Raw genomic sequence first — 18039 nt, 5'->3', positions numbered from 1 at the left:
ATGATTAAAGGGTATCTATCGATCTCCAAACCAGGCATTATCGTGGGTAACCTGATTTCTACGGCTGCGGGATTTTTTCTCGCAGCCAAAGCGGAATCAGCCTCATCAATGTTACTGCTTTGTACGCTGGCCGGGGTGGCTTTGATCATCGCGTCAGGGTGTGTCATTAATAATATTTTTGACCGTGATATCGATAGCAAAATGGCACGTACCAGTCAGAGATTATTGGTGCGTGGTGAGATTAATGTTGATCATGCATTTATCTACGCCATCGTCTTATTACTCGCTGGAACGGCGCTTTTGTACCAACAGACAAACCCACTGACCGCAGTTGTGGTTTTATTGGGTTATGTCTTCTATGTCTTCTTTTATACGATGTGGTACAAGCGGACGTCAGTCTACGGCACATTGGTTGGGAGTATTTCTGGGGCGGTGCCGCCGTTGGCTGGCTATCTCGCAGTGACGAATTATGTCAGCCTGGAAGGCGTGCTATTGTTTAGCTTATTCTGTCTCTGGCAGATGCCTCACTCCTATGCGATTGCGATGTTCCGACTTCAGGACTATCGTCAGGCGGGAATTCCTGTGCTGCCGGTTGTGGCCGGGATCGATAAGGCGCGCAAGCATATGATGGCCTATGTAATCGCATTTAATGCTGTTGCGTTGGGGCTATACCTTGTCGGAAACACCGGTTATGAATATCTGGTGGTGGCCTCGGCAGTTTGCTTTATGTGGACCCGTGTTACATTCCGTCGTATGACCGCGGATAACTTTGAAGCATGGTCAAAAACGGTGTTTAAACACTCGCTCATTGTGGTGATGAGTTTTAGTGCCGTCCTCGGCGTTGAGCTGCTCCCGCTGAGTTTCTAGCGATAGTTGCACACATCTTTATCTACAAATCATAAAGGCATCATTGGATGCCTTTATTTTTATCACCTTGAATGACATCTCCTTCACATCTTCGCTCATATTCTTTTCCGGATAGCTTTCTATTGATTGTAAGTATTTACTTACATTCCGGCGTCGTTACATTGGAATACATTACTTCTGTCTGGCTGAGACAAAAATGATGAAAAAATAATCATATCGCTGGTACTTTGGTCAGATACTATGTTATCAATATGTGATTGTTGTCACTTTTTGTAGATATTATCCGCTGAAAAAGACGCAAGGAGTTCAATTTAACGACTAAGGTTACTATCTAAAGGTATTGTGAGTCATGTTCAACACAGAAGTTGATATGTATCACACCTCAACTTGGTAAGACGGCTGTATACCATATGATTTTCATGACTGAAGGGAAGTGACTGCGACAGTTTCTTCGTATCCAAAGTTTCTTGAGCCCTGTACTGGCGAAGACGGATTTCAGTCAGCTCGTTACCTGTTTGGGAGGGGTTCCGATGAAAGCAGTATTGCAGAAGTCATTTGATAAAACGTTGTTTCTGGAGAATGTAAAGCGTCATCTGACATCAACTTACGCGACAACCGTCGAAAATGCGACCAAGCGCTCTTGGTATTTGGCCATGTCTCGCGCGTTGGCAGAACTCACCACATTTGACCTACTGGAAACGGAGCAGGATGAACGGATTCTGAATGCGAAAAGTGTCAATTATCTTTCGCTGGAATTTCTGATTGGTCGGCTGACCGGTAATAACTTACTCAATATGGGCGTTTATGAAGCCATTGGTGACGCTGTGGCTGAATTAGGCCTTGATTTGAGTGACCTGCTTGAAGAAGAGCGGGATCCCTCATTAGGCAATGGTGGCTTAGGGCGTCTGGCTGCTTGTTTTATGGATTCTCTGGCGGCACAGGAATTTCCGACAGTCGGCTATGGGCTGCACTATGAATATGGGCTGTTTAAACAGTCGTTTGAAGCGTGCCACCAGAAAGAGACTCCGGATGCATGGTGTGGGATTGAAGGATATCCGTGGGAAGTTGCACGGCCTGAACTGGCACAGGAAATCGGTTTTTACGGTTATGTCACCACCGAAACGGTTGATGGGCTGGAAAAACGAAAATGGGTTCCGGGCATGACGGTGATGGGAATGCCGTGGGATATTCCGGTGGTCGGCTATAAAAGTGAAACCGTGTATCCGCTGCGCTTGTGGGAGTGTCGGGCAATTGCGCCATTTTCTTTAGAAAGTTTCAACAACGGCAACTACTTTGAGGCACAACATGCCTTGATTGATGCCGGCAACATTACCAAAGTGCTCTATCCGAATGATAACCATGAAAAAGGCAAGACTCTGCGTTTGATGCAGCAATATTTTCACAGTGCGGCTTCCATTCGGGATATTCTTCGTCGTCATGAAGCGGCAGGACATCAACTGGCAGAGTTGCCTCAGTATGAAACGATTCAGCTCAATGATACCCACCCGGCCATTGCCATCCCTGAATTGATGCGGATTTTCGTCGATGAACAAAATATGACCTGGGAAGATGCATGGGGTATCTGTAGTCAGACATTTGCCTATACCAATCATACGTTGTTGCCTGAAGCGTTGGAAACATGGGATGAAGCGCTGATCCAGCGTTTGTTGCCGCGTCATATGGAAATTATCTACGAAATTAACCATCGTTTCTTACAGGAAGTGCGGGAAAAATGGCCCGGTGACGGTGATAAACAGCAAAAGCTCTCGATTATTCAGGAAGGTTTTCACCGGATGGTGAGAATGGCAAACCTTTGTGTTGTCGGATCCTATGCGGTCAATGGTGTTGCCGCACTACACTCCGCACTGGTGAAACAAGACCTGTTTCCCGAATTCCATGAACTATATCCGAATCGACTGATGAATGTCACCAATGGTATCACCCCCCGGCGCTGGCTACAGTATTGTAATCCGGGATTATCCCATCTGATTACTGAAAAAATAGGAGATAACTGGCCTGTTGCACTGGAGCAGTTAGCGCAGCTATCTCAATGGGCCGATGACGCTGAGTTTCAGCAGGCATTTATGGCAGTTAAAAAAGACAACAAAGCGCGTCTGGCTAAGTGGGTCAAAACCAATATGGATATTGAGCTGAATACAGATGCTATTTTTGATGTGCAGATTAAACGACTGCATGAATATAAGCGTCAACATTTGAATATGTTGCATATTCTTTCGCTGTACCACCGGCTGCTCAAACGCCCCGATTTTGACATGGTTCCCCGAGTTTTCATTTTTGCTGCGAAAGCCGCGCCGGGTTATTACCTTGCCAAAGAAATTATCTATGCGATTAATAAGATAGCGGAAAAGATCAACAGTGATGAGCGAGTGAACGACAAATTGAAAGTTGTGTTCATTCCCGATTATCGGGTCAGTATGGCTGAGATCATTATTCCGGCAGCGGATGTTTCCGAACAGATATCAACCGCAGGCAAAGAAGCATCCGGGACCGGAAATATGAAAATGGCACTCAATGGGGCGTTAACCATTGGGACAATGGATGGGGCAAACGTTGAGATCCGCGAAGAAGTCGGTGATGAGAATATCTATATCTTTGGGTTAGAAGTCGAGGATATCCATCGTCTCAAAGCTGGTGGGTACAACCCATTTGATTACTACAATGCGGATCCGTTACTGAAAGCCTCACTTGATTTACTGATCGGTGAAGAATTTACTCCCGGAGAGCCGAGAAAGCTCAGAGCCACCTATGAAAGCCTCTTAGATGGCGGAGACCCTTACTTGGTGCTTGCTGATTTTGCATCTTATATCGAGGCTCATGGTCAGATTGATGCGCAGTATCGCGATGCGGCAGGGTGGGCGAAAAAAGCTATTTTGAATACCGCCCTGGTTGGAAAATTCAGTTCTGATCGAAGTATTCGTGATTATGTCGATCATATATGGAAGCTGAAATCGGTCCCCCGCTAAAAGATGGCGTGGTATACCGATGGCTGTCGGTAACGGCTGACCATCGGACGCGAACGGTGACTTAGAACGTCCATCACTTCCATATCAGGAGAACAGCCATGGAAATTGAACAGGACCGCTTATTTGCGGTCGCCCGTCAGGCGGGGATTGCTGATCGTTATACCAGTAATTTAGGGAAAGAAGCGGTTGTGAGTCGTAAAACGATTGAATATTTACTCAATGCGTTAGGTTACGACACTCAGTCACAGGAAGCATTACTTCATTCAGCTGAAAGAATTCATAAACAGCCGATTCTGGAACCGGTTTTGTTTGGTCAGGCTGATCAGGTGATCGAAGTACCGTTGCATTTGGGTAGTAGCGCGCGAGAAAGTGAGTTTCAGTGGACGCTGGAAACAGAGCAAGGAGAGCGTTACGAAGGTTACCTTCAGTCACAGATTGTCAGAGATGAGCGTGATGAGGGCGGGCCGCTGGTGTTTTCTTTATCGACGGTGCTTCCTATCGGTTATCACACCTTATCTGTATTACGTAAAGGGCGTCAGAGCCCCTATCAGACCAAACTCATTGTGGCGCCGTCAGCCTGCTATAAGCAACCGGCACTCCAACAAGGAGAGAAGTTGTGGGGCCCGAGTGTGCAATTATATACCCTGCGTTCACAACGAAACTGGGGGATCGGTGATTTTGGCGACTTAAAACAACTGGTTATCAAAATGGCTGAACTGGGGGCAAACTTTGTCGGCCTGAACCCGATTCATGCTTTGTTTCCGGCCTATCCTGAAAGTGCCAGTCCCTACAGCCCTTCTTCTCGTCGCTGGATGAATATTTTATATATTGATGTGAGTACCATTCCTGAATTGAGCGACTGTCCGCTAGCGCAACAACAGATATCGAGCCCGGATTTTTGTCAACGCCTGAGTTCGGTCAGAGCCAGTGAGTGGGTTCAGTATACCGACGTTGTGGCGCTGAAAATGGAAATACTGCCACTGCTTTATGAGACATTCAAACGCCAGCATTTGGATTCACTGACTGACCGCGGACAGGCATTTCATGATTTTGTGGCGCAGGGAGGTGAGTCTTTACTATCACAGGCAGCCTTTGATGCCATTCATGCCGAGCTGTGTGAGCAAGATGCCGGTATTTGGGGATGGCAGGTTTTCCCCGAGCGCTATCAGAATTTTCACCATGCTGCGGTACAAGATTATCTGCGTGACAATCCTGACCGCGTCAATCTGTATCTCTACTTGCAATGGATCGCTGATGAACAAATTCAGGATGTGCAACGCACGGCCAAAGCGCAAGGGATGGTGATCGGGCTGTATCGCGATCTCGCGGTCGGTGTTGCTGAATCCGGTGCTGAAGTGTGGGCGGATCAGGGCGATTTATTACTCGATGTCAGTATCGGTGCGCCGCCCGATGAGCTCGGGCCACTCGGACAAAACTGGGGGTTGCCGCCGCTCAATCCATTGACTCTCAGAAATCAGGCCTATGAGCCGTTTATTCAACTTCTGCGCGCGAATATGAAACATTGTGGTGCTTTGCGGATCGACCATATTCTCGGACTGTTACGACTCTGGTGGATTCCCCGGGGAGAAAACGCGACTCAGGGCGCTTATCTCTATTACCGCGTTCATGAATTGCTGGCTATTTTAGCGCTCGAATCTCATCGTCATCAATGCAGTGTCATTGGCGAAGATTTAGGGACTGTCCCGAAAGAGATTGTTGCTCTGTTAGCGGATGCCGGTATCTATTCCTATAAAATCTTCTTTTTTCAAACGGCTGAAGACGGGGGATTTTTTTCTCCGGCGCATTATACCGCGCAGTCAATGTCCGCATTATGTACGCATGACATGCCAACATTACGAGGGTTTTGGCATTGTCTCGATCTGCAAATGGGGCATAACATCGGGCTTTACCCTGATGAGGCGCAATTCAAATTCAGAATGGATGTCCGTTTGTATCAGAAACAAGCCATTTTGGATTCGATCGCTTGGCATGGTTTACTGCCCGAGCATATCGGGCGAGATGCGATGACTGTACCGATGAGTGAGGCACTGTGTGAGGCGATGCATTTACACATGGCTGCGGGGACATCCGCACTGATGAGTATTCAACTGGAAGACTGGTTACAAATGGATAATCCGGTCAATATTCCGGGAACGGTTGAGGAATATCCAAATTGGCGGCGTAAGCTTTGTGAACCGTTAGAAACATTATTTTTACGGCCCTCGATCCAACATCTGGCAGCACGAATTTCAGCGATGAGAACACATCAGCGTTAGGTTGCGGCAGGTGTGTCATCCATAAATTGAATTGCAGTCACTCAATCGCATCGGGTTGTTTTGTAAACTGCAGATTGGGTTGTTTTATCAACAGATAGATGGTATCCGGAGATTTGACCGTGTCAAAATAGGGTTAGGTCTGCTTACGGGTAAACAGACATGTTCGTTAGGTTAGGAGTAAGGATATTGAAAACCGTTCAGAAGCAGAAGCTGACAAAAAAGCAGCAGACTTATCAGAAATTGGCACAGGCTTCATTTGCTGATCCATTTGCCTTTTTAGGGCCATTTATCTCTCCCGAGCAAGGTGTTCTCAGGGTATGGATGCCCGGAGCGCTTCAGGTCTTCGTGTTACTTGATGAACAAGAGCCGATCGAAATGTCGCCAGAAGAGGGGGGTGGTTTTATTTTGCAGTCGGACATGGGGTTACGTCTGACCCATTACCGCTTGTCGGTGCGCTGGAAAGGCGGAGAGCAGATCCTCGATGACCCGTATCAGTATCATGCAATTTATGCCGAATATGATGATTTGCATACCCCGATCGAAATGTATCGGCATCTTGGCGCTCAGTTCATCACGCTGGAGCGGGGCGGTAAGCAGATCGAGGGGATTCGTTTTTTAGTCTATGCCCCTCACGCTTCATCATGCTCTCTGATCGGTAATTTTAATCAATGGGATGGACGTCGTCACCCGATGCAGCGGCTTGATTATGGGATCTGGGGAATTTTCATCCCGGAAATGACCGAAGGCACGCAGTACAAATTTGAGATCAAAGGCCCGAATGGCGAAGGGTTACCCCATAAAGCCGATCCATGGGGCTTCTACGCTGAACAGTTCCCATCATTGTCTTCTGTTACTTATGATCATGCACGTTATGTCTGGCAGGATGAGGCTTGGCAAAACCGGCCAGTCACAGAAAAACGCAAAGAAGCATTGTCATTTTATGAGCTGCACGTCGGCTCATGGAAGCTTGGCCCCGACGGGGAGTTTCTCAATTATCGGGAGTTAGCTGATCTGCTGGTGCCTTATCTGATCGATATGGGGTATACCCATGTTGAACTGATGCCGATTGCCGAGCATCCTTTTTATGGGTCGTGGGGGTATCAGCCGATTGGCTTATTTGCACCTACCAGCCGCTATGGTTCACCGGATGACTTCAAGTATTTTGTCGATCAGTGTCATCAGGCGAAGATCGGTGTGGTCTTGGATTGGGTGCCGGCCCATTTCCCGGCCGACGGACATGGCCTGAATAATTTTGACGGTACACCGCTCTATCACGATCCGGACCCGCGTCGCGGCTGGCATCAGGATTGGAACTCTTATATCTATGATATGGGGCGTGAACATGTGCGTCGCTTTCTGGTCTCCAATGCGTTGTACTGGTTTGACCGATTCCACATTGACGGCATTCGGGTTGATGCTGTGGCTTCCATGCTCTACCTCGATTATTCACGCAGCCATGATCAATGGATCCCGAATGTTGACGGGGGACGAGAGAACTATGATGCCATCGCGACATTAAAATGGATGAATGAGGAAGTGTATAAACATTTCCCCAATGCGATGACCATTGCTGAAGAATCGACTGCATTCCCCGGGGTTTCCATGCCGACATTTCTCGGCGGGCTGGGATTCGGTTTTAAATGGAATATGGGCTGGATGCACGACAGCCTTGAGTATATTCAGCATGACCCGGTACACCGAAAATACCACCATAATGTGGTGACATTCCCGCTACTGTATGCGTTCAGTGAAAACTATATTTTGTCGCTTTCGCACGATGAAGTGGTTTATGGGAAGCGCTCGCTACACAACAAAATGCCGGGAGACGAATGGCAACAGACCGCCAATCTCCGGGCTTACCTTGGTTATATGTATGGTCAGCCCGGTAAGAAGCTCAACTTTATGGGGGCAGAATTCGGCCAAACCGGAGAGTGGCAACACGAAAGTCAGCTACAGTGGTTCCTGTTGGAGTATGAACGTCATCAGGGCGTGCTGAAGCTGACACAGGATTTGAATGCTCTGTATCGTCAGGAAAAAGCATTACATCAATGGGATTCGGTACCGGAAGGGTTCGAATGGCGTCTCGGTGATGCTGCCGATATCAGTATTCTGGCACATGAGCGAATCTGTGAATCCGGTGAGCGGATTCTCATCATCAGTAACTTTACTCCGGTGCCTCATGATGAATTCCGTTTGGGAATGCCGGTGCAGGGGAATTACCAACTGATTTTTAACTCGGATGATGATGAATACTGCGGCAGTGGTTACACGGTGGTCAGTACCGCGACAACTGAACCGGTGGAGAGTCAGGGATTAGCACATTCGTTGTTGTTACGGATACCGCCATTGGCGACGGTCTATTATAAATTAGAATCGTAGTCTATATGTGTCGATGCAAAACAGCCCGATTTACAATGTAAATCGGGCTGTTGTCTTTCAAGCTAGACTCTTACCTCTTTCCGGACACTTCATCCACCAGATATAAAATGGATTGATAAGGAATCCCGCTGTGGTGCGAAAGACCGATCTCACAGGTCAGACTATGACTAAAGCCGCGTTTACAATCCGGCGGGATCTGATTTTTCAACGGTTGTAATGCAGCCTGATTCAACTCCGGTGTGGTGAAGCCTTTATCTCCGGCCCAGCCGCAACACTGAATATGTTCCGGGACGATGACCTTACGGGCACAGGCTTGAGCCAGTTTTAGCATTACGCCTTCCAATCCCATCTTTCGGGCACTACAGGTAATGTGGAGCATAATGGTTTCTTCTGTCGGGGTAATTGTCAGTGATTCCAACAGATAGCGACTGACAAATTCCGCCGGCTCGTAGAGCTGCATCGTCGTACTCAGCTCGGTTTTCAGCCGCTGCACACACGGGCTGGTGTCCATCAGAATCGGATATTGACCCTGTTCTGAGGCGTCGAGTAAAGTCTGTTCTAACTGCTGTGCTTTGTATTGTGCGTGTGACGTCATCCCTTTGCTGTCATAAGGCATCCCGCAGCACTGTTCGTTTAAATGGTCAGGGATGATGACTTCAAATCCTGCTTTATTGAGTAACCGACGGGTGACTTCAGTGAGCGAGCGATGATCCATGCCTTGTGGGGTGGTTCCCATGGCCCGACTTGCGCAGGAGGGAAAATAGACGACCTTATTCTTGGCTGGGCTCTCGCGGTGTTTGGTAATGGCATCACGATTTGGTGTCGGGATTTCCGGTAACCACTTCGGTATTTTTACATGGTGACGTAACCGCTGATTCCATTGCTGCATTCGCTCCGGTCCGAGCAGACGTGTTGCCGATGCATTGAGTTTGAGACCGTTTCTGGCCAGTTGCGTTGTGGTGGCGAAATGGTTTGTCGTCCAGCGGGCAATTGTATCATAGCGTCGATATTTCTCGGTTCTCAGCTGTTTGACTAAATCACCGGTATTGATCCCGACCGGGCAGCGCGTTGCACACAAGCCGGTTGCGGCACAAGTATCGATGCCTTGATATTCAAAGACCTGTTCTAACGCTCGAACATCAGGGCTGTCTTTCTTCAGGGTACGACGATGTTGTAACTCCCGGTACAGCACAATCCTTTGGCGAGGAGAGAGGGTCAGTGTGCGGGACGGACAGACCGCCTCGCAAAAGCCACATTCAATACAGCGATCAACCAGTGGATCGGCTGGTGGCATCGGTTTGAGATGTTGAACATGCGCCTGTGGATCCGGATTGAGAATCACCCCGGGATTGAGCCTGCCATTGGGATCAAATAGTTGCTTTATCTGTTGCATCAGGGCATAACCTGATGCTCCCCACTCCAGTTCAACATAGGGAGCCATATTTCTCCCGGTGCCATGTTCTGCTTTCAGTGAGCCGCGGTACTTCACCGCGACCAGTTGTGCGACATCATCCATAAATGCACTATATCGTGCTATTTCTTCCGGCGCTTCAAAGCCCTGCGTAAAGACAAAATGTAGATTACCTTCCAGTGCATGACCGAAAATAATCGCCTCATCATAGTGATGCTTGTTAAATAGCGTTTGCAAATCACGTACACCACCGGCCAGATGTTCAATCGGAAAGGCAACATCTTCAATAATGACCGTTGTTCCGGTTTCACGCACCGCACCAACTGCCGGGAAAAGGCCTTTACGAATTCCCCATAGCGTTGTCACAGTCTGTTGATCTGAGGTAAATGGGACGGACTCCAGAATCGAATAAGTCGCGAGTTGCTGCATAATCTGATCACATTGCATCGTGAGTTGCTGTTCACTCTGGCTATGAGACTCAATCAGTAACGCGGTCGTATGTTGATCCAGCGTGGCGATGAAATCCGGCATTCCCGGTTTATCGGCAATCGCCCGGAGTGAACGGCCATCCATCATTTCCACGGCAGCAACAGGGGTTTCCTTGAGTGTCGTGACGGCCTGACTGGCTTGTTCTATGTCGGCAAAGACCAGCAGCGCTGAAGCTTTAAACGGATGTTCTGCGACTGTGTGGTAGGTGATCTCGGCAATAAATCCCAGCGTTCCCTCGGAGCCGATCATTAAATGCTTAATCACGTCAATCGGGTCGGTATAGTCAATCAGGGCATTGAGTGCATAGCCAGTGGTATTTTTCAGACGGTATTTATGCCGAATCAAATCGGTCAATTGGCGGTTTTGCCGGGTTTGCTCGCAGAGCGTTTCAATTCCGTGGATCAGGGTTGGATTTTGTTGTTTGAATGCCTGAACGCTCTCGGGGTCGGCGGTATTGAGTTCACTCCCGTTCGCAAAAATAATGTGGATATCTGCGACGGTCTGATATGAGTTCTGGGCCGTGCCACAGCACATCCCGCTGGAATTGTTGGCAGCGATCCCCCCGATTTTACATGCGTTGATGGAGGCGGGATCCGGTCCGATTTTGCGTTGATAGGGTGCCAGATAGCGATTGGCATCGGCCCCGATCACACCGGGTTGTAACCTGATCTTATGACCCTGATCTGAAATCTGATAGTTACGCCAGTCGTCGCTCAGGGTAACCAGCACTGAGTCTGAAACGGCCTGACCGGACAGGCTGGTGCCGGCTGCCCGAAATGTCAGATGAATATCGAGTTCATGGCAAACGTGGAGGGTAAAAATTACCTCATCGATATTTTTCAATCGTAAAACCACTTGTGGAATCAGGCGGTAAAAACTGGCATCGGTGCCGTAAGCTAACCGTTGTTCCGGTTGAGTGATAATACATTGAGGATCAAGCCGAGAGGATAAGCGGGTGATGAGCTGTAGGTATGGTGCGGAAACTTCCGGGGGCTGACATTGCATGATTCTACCTATTTGTTTGATTTTTTATGATGGGATTCACGAATGATCAATATAGCTGCTTTTCGATCTCTTGATCTGTTGTTTGCTGCACAGTTTGTTTTTCAGGTCAGGGAGCGGTTTGATTTCTTACACAATTAGTACGAACTCTTGACCTGAAATTGGAAATCTTCTCTGCGTAATTCACTACACTAGCCTCAGTTGATTTAATGTGTGAACGCATCAGCCGTTCGAAAAACAGGAGAGAAGTATGTCTAAACTATCAAACCCGATTGCCATGATGCTGCTGACAACCGCAATTGCTTTTGGCCTAACGGCATGTAACGATGATAACGCAACCACTGAAAAAACCACGACCAGCAGTGAGCAAACGGATTCTGCAACAATGGATGCGGGTCAAGTGCCTGCCGATCCGGCAACAATGGACGGTGTTCAGACAATGGATAATGGTCAGGCGCCGAAGACTGATCAAGAGATGATGGGAGAAGCGCCGGAAATGAATCAGGGTGTCGTTGGAGAAAACTCTGATGCTGGCAATGATAAGCATCAAGAGAAATAACGTTCCTTATTTGGCTTATTGTTCATCCTGAGTCATCGGCTCTCACGTGTATAAGGTGTATACGTGGGAGCCGATGTCATTCTACCGTTGTGGGTTAATTATTGCAGCGATTTTGAATACGATACAGATGAACCAGACTGGTCAGTTTGATAAATGGTTTGATCAGGAGCTGAGCACTGCCGACAATAAAGAGCCAAGTACCGCTTTCGACTAACGAATTACTTAAGAAAAAGAAGCTGCCGATCAGAAACCAGATCGCAATGAGCAGATCATTGAAGGCACTTAATGCTTCATAACGTTGCTGGATGACTAGATGTTCGCTACCGATATTGATGTCCAGTTTTGTCTTTGTTCTATTAATCACTACGCCTCCATCGGGTATTGATTGAACGGATTGATTGAACTGACTGAATCAATCTGAGTTGCTTAGGTTATGTATCTTGATTGTCAGAGTAACATCTTCACAACAAAACAAATACTCCCCTCTGAATAATGGCTTATTTTTGAGCCATTCTAATCACAGCTTCTTTCTGGCGGATACGCGTGATGAGACTTTACACACTGCTCGATTGTGACTACGATGCGAGCGCGTAACAAAGACGCTGACAGCGACAGCTATCACTGAGAATACAGCGATTACGAACAGAAGGAGACATCAATGACATCATATCCGTCGGGTCATATTGTGCGGTTAGAGCTGGAATCTGCCGGGATTGTGATTGAGCTAGTCGCAGTGATCGTTGGCCGTGACTTACTGGTGAGCATTCATGGTGGCGATGCTGCACATATCGGTGCTGTCGCACTGGCGCAACCACGGGCAAGCTTGCAAGATGCCTCGAAGGTGAGTGCATCAACGTCGGTGTTATGTGTTTTAGGTCACAAAGAAGATCTGCTTGCACATCGTATGGCTCAGGCGATTGCTTCTGCACTCAATTGTGTTGTTTCGGTCAGTTGTGGCATTCATATCGATCAGGCCAAGCCGAAGCATCTGACGCAGATTCCTGACATGGTGGATACACTGGTCCGGCAACTGATCGATTGCCTGCAAGCCGGATCGAAAGGCGATTGATCGGGTAGTTTTTATAAAAGATAATTTTTACCGTGATAGTTTTTATGCTAGTAAATACCAAACAAAAACCATTTAATTAGTGTTTTTAACTGCCTCTCTCCATTTTGTTAATGAAAAATGTCTGTTTATCTGTTTGATAAAAATTATTAATCGTTAAGACTACAATTTTTCATTTTATCTTTTGATGAGTTAGCGCGATATTCGCCGCGAAAATCTCCTATTTCTGTTGTTCCATCTGATTTCGAGGCGATTCAGTTGAATACTTCCCCTATTGCTACTCAGCGCATCGCGGTGCCAGTAATCGCTTTGGCGCTGTATGCTATTGCGTCTGGTTATCTCATGAGCCTGATTCCACTTATTCTGACTCATTATGAGCTTGATGAATCGCTTGCGAGCTGGCTTGCCAGTGTTTTTTATGCCGGTCTGTTGCTGGGAGCGATGATGATGGAACCTTTTGTCAACCGTGTCGGGCATCGGCTGGCATTTATCTGGTGTCTGGTGATCTTGCTACTCTCCATTGTGATATTGCCATCACTGCCTTATGCCTCTGTCTGGCTTGCTGCGCGTTTTGTCGCCGGGGTTGCGGTTGCCGGTGTATTTGTGGTAGTCGAATCTTGGCTGTTGCATGGTGATGCATCCCGACGAGCGAAGCGTTTAGGCATCTACATGGTGGCCTTGTACGGTGGGACTGCGATTGGCCAGCTTGGCATTGGTTTAGGGGTATCTGGCGTTATCCCGTTCACGATCATTATCGTGCTACTGGTGCTGGCTTCTGTGGTACTGATTTATGGAGAAATGGATCAGCCGCCGACACAACAAGCCACGAGCTTATCCTGGAAACAGATGACCAAGCTTAGTCATGCTGCACTGATCGGGTGTTTGGTTTCAGGGCTGATGCTGGGCGCAATTTATGGTTTGATGCCGGTTGAGCTCGCCAATCGTGGGATTCAGACCACACATCTTGGCAGCCTACTTGCGCTGGTTATCCTCGGAGCAATGGCCGTACAGCCAATGATTCCTTGGTTGTCAAAATTTCTGGGGCGTAAACTCCTGATGGCAATGTTTTGTCTGATTGGCGCTGGCGCATCAGTTTTACCTGTCCTTTATTCTGGAATGAGTGCGCTGGTGCTTGGGTTATTTCTGCTGGGCGTTGCAACGTTTGCACTCTACCCGATTGCAATCAATCTGGGATGTGACAAGTTAGATGCCAACTATATTGTATCTGCATCGCAGGTAATGCTGTTTAGCTACAGTGTCGGCTCTGTGGTGGGACCGATCATGGCAAACTGGTTTATGCAAGGCAATCAGGGATTATTGGGCTATTTATTTGTGATTTCACTCAGTACTTGTTTCTATATGCTGCTTTCCAGCATCAAAACCAAACGTCAGTGGGTTGCCGGGGGCTGATACTTCGTACCGGAAACGACAATGCAAAAGCACTGGCAGACTGTCGGTGCTTTTGACGTTTTGGGAGCGGACGATTAACGGCCGACGGATAATGTATTCAGAATTTGCAACAATTGTTGATGATCTGCTTCAGAGATACGACTGAGAAATTTCATATCGAGCGATTGAACGATTTCCATTGAAGCATGGTAAAGCTTTTCCCCTTCTGCAGTTAAATAGACAAAACGGCGTCTTTTATCTTGAGTACCATGCTGTCGGTTAATCAGCCCCCGTTTTTCCATTCTGCCCAGTAATTCTGCCAGTGTTGCTTTGGTAGTAATGGCGGCTTCCACTAGATCAACTTGTTCAATCCCCGGAGATTGGGCAATCGCATGTAGCACAGAAAACTGTGGTTTCGTCACGTGTGGTAATGCTTCTTGCCAACAAGACGTATGTTCTTGAAATAGTTTCCGCATTAAGTGAAATACAGCCGAATCTAATGTGTCAGTCATCTGTTCAGGTCATCCTTGATCTTGATGAAGAAAGGGGGGCACGGTGTCATTCAAAATATCCATTAATTACGTATGTTGTTAATTATATACCCAAGTTATCTCAAGGGAACTTAGGTATCGCTGATTTGAAATTTTAAGATTGCTTTTTGGACATATAAGATTTAGTTTAATCATATTGTTCGTATGCGAACAATATTTCAATCACAATTTTGAGGGTGTATGAGGCTAATTGTTGGAATGACAGGTGCTACCGGGGCACCTTTGGCTGTCACGCTGTTGCAGGCTTTACAGCAAATCCCGGATGTAGAAACACATTTTGTGATGTCGCGTTGGGCAAAAACGACGATTGAACTTGAAACGTCGATGACGGCCAGAGAGGTGAGTCTTCTGGCCGATGTCACGTATCATTCCGCAGATCAGGCGGCTGCGATTTCATCCGGTTCATTCAGAACAGACGGTATGATCATCATTCCTTGCAGTATGAAGACTTTAGCCGGTATTCGCTCCGGATACGCTGATGGTTTAATTGGCCGGGCCGCTGATGTGATCTTAAAAGAGCAACGTCGATTAGTTCTTGTTCCCCGGGAAATGCCGCTCAATCCTATCCACTTAGAGAATATGCTGGCGCTTGCCAAAATAGGTGTCGCTATGGTGCCCCCTATGCCTGCATGGTACAACCGACCTGAGTCTGTCGAGGATATTAAACAGCATATTGTGACAAGAGTGCTGGACCAGTTTGGTCTGGATGCTCCATTCGCGAAACGCTGGCAAGGTCTTTCTCAAAGAACCAATAGACATGATGAGGAAATCGTTGATGATTTTTGATGATTTAAGAAGTTATTTAGATGCGTTAGAAGCGCAAGGCCAACTGCTGAGAATCACCGAGCAGGTCAAGGCGGAGCCAGATATTGCCGCTGCGGCCAATGCGGCCGGAAGAATCGGTGACGGTGCTCCGGCGCTTTGGTTTGATAATATCGAGGGATTCACCAATGCCAGAGTGGCGATGAATACCGTTGGATCGTGGCCAAATCACGCGATCTCGATTGGGCTGCCACCGAATACGCCCGTGAAAGAACAGATCGACGAATTTATTCGTCGCTGGGACAATTTCCCGGTGGCACCTGTGTATCGGGACAACCCACCTTGGGCAGAAAATACCGTTGAAGGCGAAGCGATCAATTTGTTTGATATTCTGCCTCTTTTCCGGCTCAACGATGGGGATGGTGGATTCTATCTCGACAAAGCGTGTACCGTTTCCCGGGATCCGACGGATCCGGAAAATTTCGACAAGCAGAATGTCGGGATTTATCGGCTGGAAGTCAAAGGCAAAAGAAAGTTAGGTTTGCAGCCGATTCCGATGCATGACATTGCGATTCATTTGCATAAAGCCGAGGAGAGGGGAGAGAACCTGCCAGTGGCGATCGTACTCGGTAATGATCCGATTATCACTCTGATGGGGGCAACACCACTCAAATATGATCAGTCTGAATACGATATGGCGGGGGCTCTTAGAGAAACGCCTTATCCGATTGTGAAAGCACCGTTGACCGGATTTGATGTGCCTTGGGGATCTGAAGTCGTGCTCGAAGGGGTGATTGAATGTGGTGTCCGTGAGATCGAGGGGCCATTCGGTGAGTTTACCGGGCACTACTCTGGTGGCCGGAGAATGACCGTGGTCAGAATTGATAAGGTATCTTACCGGAGCAATCCAATTTTCGAATCCTTATATCTTGGTATGCCGTGGACCGAAGTTGACTATCTGATTGGACCTGCAACTTGTGTTCCTTTGTATCAACAACTCAAAGCCGAGTTTCCTGAGGTGCAGGCGGTGAATGCCATGTACACCCATGGTTTATTGGTGATTATCTCGACAAAGAAACGTTTCGGCGGGTTTGCCAGAGCGGTTGGGATGCGTGCCATGACCACACCGCATGGCCTTGGCTATGTCAAAATGGTCATTATGGTCGATGAAGATGTTGATCCTTTCGATTTAAAACAAGTGATGTGGGCAATGTCATCGAAAGTCAACCCGGCAGGTGACTTAGTTCAACTAAACAATATGTCGGTACTCGAACTGGATCCCGGTTCATCCCCGGCGGGCATCACGGATAAGTTGATTATCGATGCTACAACGCCAGTCGCTCCGGATAATCGAGGTAACTACAGTATGCCTGTCAAAGATCTACCTGAGACGAAAGAGTGGGTCTCCAAATTAACGCGTATGCTTCACGAAGCAAAGGAAGGTAAACTATGATTTGTCCACGCTGTGCCCATGAAGAGATTGTGTCATTAGCTCAGTCACCGGTTCCCGATGTATGGACGGTATATCAATGTCAACGATGCCTCTATACCTGGCGTTCTACAGAGCCGCTCAGACGGACGAGTCGCGAGCATTTTCCCGATGCATTTAAAATGACGCAGGCAGATATCGATAACGCGTTGCAATTACCAGAAATCCCCCCATTACTACCTGTGAATGAACGATAAATCATAGGGAAGGGTAAAGTATCAGAGAGACGACTCCGAGCCGGGAGAGTCTCTCTTTTTCTTTGAACCGTCCTCATAAAATCGAGTCGGGTTAGATCTGTCGTCTCCTCCCAGAATTTGAGTTTTAGTGCCATTTTGAGAGAAATAAATTATTTTAAAGCATATAAAAACATAGTTTTGAATTTTATGATATATTTTTTTGATACTTGTCAATAAGTAATATTCAGTATTTTTTTCTTCATGAATATTCATTGAATAATATATTGTTTGATTCATGCTATCCCAAATAAATTCGGGGAAATTAATGTTCTTAATAGTGTTTATAACAGGACGGCGTACGTCACAATAAACATCTTGTTTATTGAATTAAATATATTTTATCACCGTATAATTACTTGGCATCAGTCATATATTCTGATTTTTGTAGGTTACATATATTGCATGGAGTGGCATAGTTGACTGAGCTACCTAATATAGAGATGCTGGATGCATTTTAAGTTGTTTTCGTTATTAGGTTGTTCTCGTTAAGTTTTACTAGCCAGACGGTCTCGGTTTGGTTGAGTAAATCAATTGGCAGTCATATCTGCCATACAATATTTAACACTAACAAACAAGGTT

13 protein-coding genes are annotated in these 18039 nt (G+C 47.2%); 10 read left to right on the top strand and 3 right to left on the bottom strand.

What is annotated here, in order from left to right:
* The 4 genes from cyoE (at position 1) to glgB (ending at position 8506) form a co-directional block, all read left to right on the top strand.
* Positions 1–867: a heme o synthase gene (gene cyoE / locus VRK_RS14895; protein ID WP_059122097.1), complete on the top strand. Its 867-nt coding sequence runs from the start codon at positions 1–3 to the stop codon at positions 865–867.
* Positions 868–1397: 530 nt separating this feature from the next.
* Positions 1398–3851, top strand: coding sequence for a glycogen/starch/alpha-glucan phosphorylase (locus VRK_RS14890; protein ID WP_059122096.1), 2454 nt, complete (start codon positions 1398–1400; stop codon positions 3849–3851).
* Positions 3852–3955: 104 nt separating this feature from the next.
* Positions 3956–6127, top strand: a complete 2172-nt coding sequence (malQ, locus tag VRK_RS14885; protein WP_443083481.1) for a 4-alpha-glucanotransferase — start codon at positions 3956–3958, stop codon at positions 6125–6127.
* A gap of 186 nt (positions 6128–6313) precedes the next feature.
* The gene (gene glgB / locus VRK_RS14880; protein ID WP_231735783.1) at positions 6314–8506 is read left to right on the top strand and encodes a 1,4-alpha-glucan branching protein GlgB; all 2193 of its coding nucleotides are present in this window, start codon (positions 6314–6316) and stop codon (positions 8504–8506) included.
* A gap of 70 nt (positions 8507–8576) precedes the next feature.
* Here the strand turns inward: glgB and VRK_RS14875 are convergent, their stop codons facing one another.
* Positions 8577–11411 (bottom strand): FAD-binding and (Fe-S)-binding domain-containing protein, encoded by a 2835-nt coding sequence (locus tag VRK_RS14875; RefSeq protein ID WP_059122093.1) that lies wholly within the window; start codon positions 11409–11411, stop codon positions 8577–8579.
* 247 nt (positions 11412–11658) lie between these two features.
* On the opposite strand from VRK_RS14875, the gene VRK_RS14870 reads away from it, so the two are divergent.
* Positions 11659–11967: a hypothetical protein gene (locus VRK_RS14870; RefSeq protein ID WP_059122092.1), complete on the top strand. Its 309-nt coding sequence runs from the start codon at positions 11659–11661 to the stop codon at positions 11965–11967.
* Positions 11968–12061: 94 nt separating this feature from the next.
* Here the strand turns inward: VRK_RS14870 and VRK_RS14865 are convergent, their stop codons facing one another.
* Positions 12062–12328, bottom strand: coding sequence for a YrhK family protein (locus VRK_RS14865; RefSeq protein ID WP_059122791.1), 267 nt, complete (start codon positions 12326–12328; stop codon positions 12062–12064).
* Between the two features lie 297 nt (positions 12329–12625).
* Between VRK_RS14865 and VRK_RS14860 the strand changes: the two genes are divergently transcribed.
* Positions 12626–13036, top strand: coding sequence for a prenylated flavin chaperone LpdD (locus VRK_RS14860; RefSeq protein ID WP_059122091.1), 411 nt, complete (start codon positions 12626–12628; stop codon positions 13034–13036).
* Positions 13037–13291: 255 nt separating this feature from the next.
* Positions 13292–14443, top strand: coding sequence for an MFS transporter (locus VRK_RS14855; RefSeq protein WP_082671409.1), 1152 nt, complete (start codon positions 13292–13294; stop codon positions 14441–14443).
* 74 nt (positions 14444–14517) lie between these two features.
* Here the strand turns inward: VRK_RS14855 and VRK_RS14850 are convergent, their stop codons facing one another.
* Positions 14518–14934: a MarR family winged helix-turn-helix transcriptional regulator gene (locus VRK_RS14850; protein WP_059122089.1), complete on the bottom strand. Its 417-nt coding sequence runs from the start codon at positions 14932–14934 to the stop codon at positions 14518–14520.
* A 219-nt stretch (positions 14935–15153) separates the two neighbouring features.
* Between VRK_RS14850 and VRK_RS14845 the strand changes: the two genes are divergently transcribed.
* From VRK_RS14845 to VRK_RS14835, 3 genes are read left to right on the top strand one after another with little or no spacing between them, the layout of a single operon-like run.
* On the top strand, positions 15154–15759 hold the full coding sequence (locus VRK_RS14845) for a non-oxidative hydroxyarylic acid decarboxylases subunit B (protein ID WP_059122088.1): 606 nt from the start codon (positions 15154–15156) through the stop codon (positions 15757–15759).
* The gene (locus tag VRK_RS14840; protein WP_059122087.1) at positions 15749–17188 is read left to right on the top strand and encodes a non-oxidative hydroxyarylic acid decarboxylases subunit C; all 1440 of its coding nucleotides are present in this window, start codon (positions 15749–15751) and stop codon (positions 17186–17188) included. Before VRK_RS14845 ends, VRK_RS14840 begins: the two co-directional genes overlap by 11 nt.
* The gene (locus VRK_RS14835) at positions 17185–17421 is read left to right on the top strand and encodes a non-oxidative hydroxyarylic acid decarboxylases subunit D (RefSeq protein WP_059122086.1); all 237 of its coding nucleotides are present in this window, start codon (positions 17185–17187) and stop codon (positions 17419–17421) included. Before VRK_RS14840 ends, VRK_RS14835 begins: the two co-directional genes overlap by 4 nt.
* Positions 17422–18039 lie beyond the last annotated feature (618 nt).

The sequence above is a fragment of the Vibrio sp. MEBiC08052 genome (genome assembly GCF_001506075.1).
Taxonomy (GTDB): domain Bacteria; phylum Pseudomonadota; class Gammaproteobacteria; order Enterobacterales; family Vibrionaceae; genus Vibrio.
The sequence above is the reverse complement of the archived record's forward strand: the minus strand, read 5'-3'. Positions and strand labels throughout refer to the sequence as shown.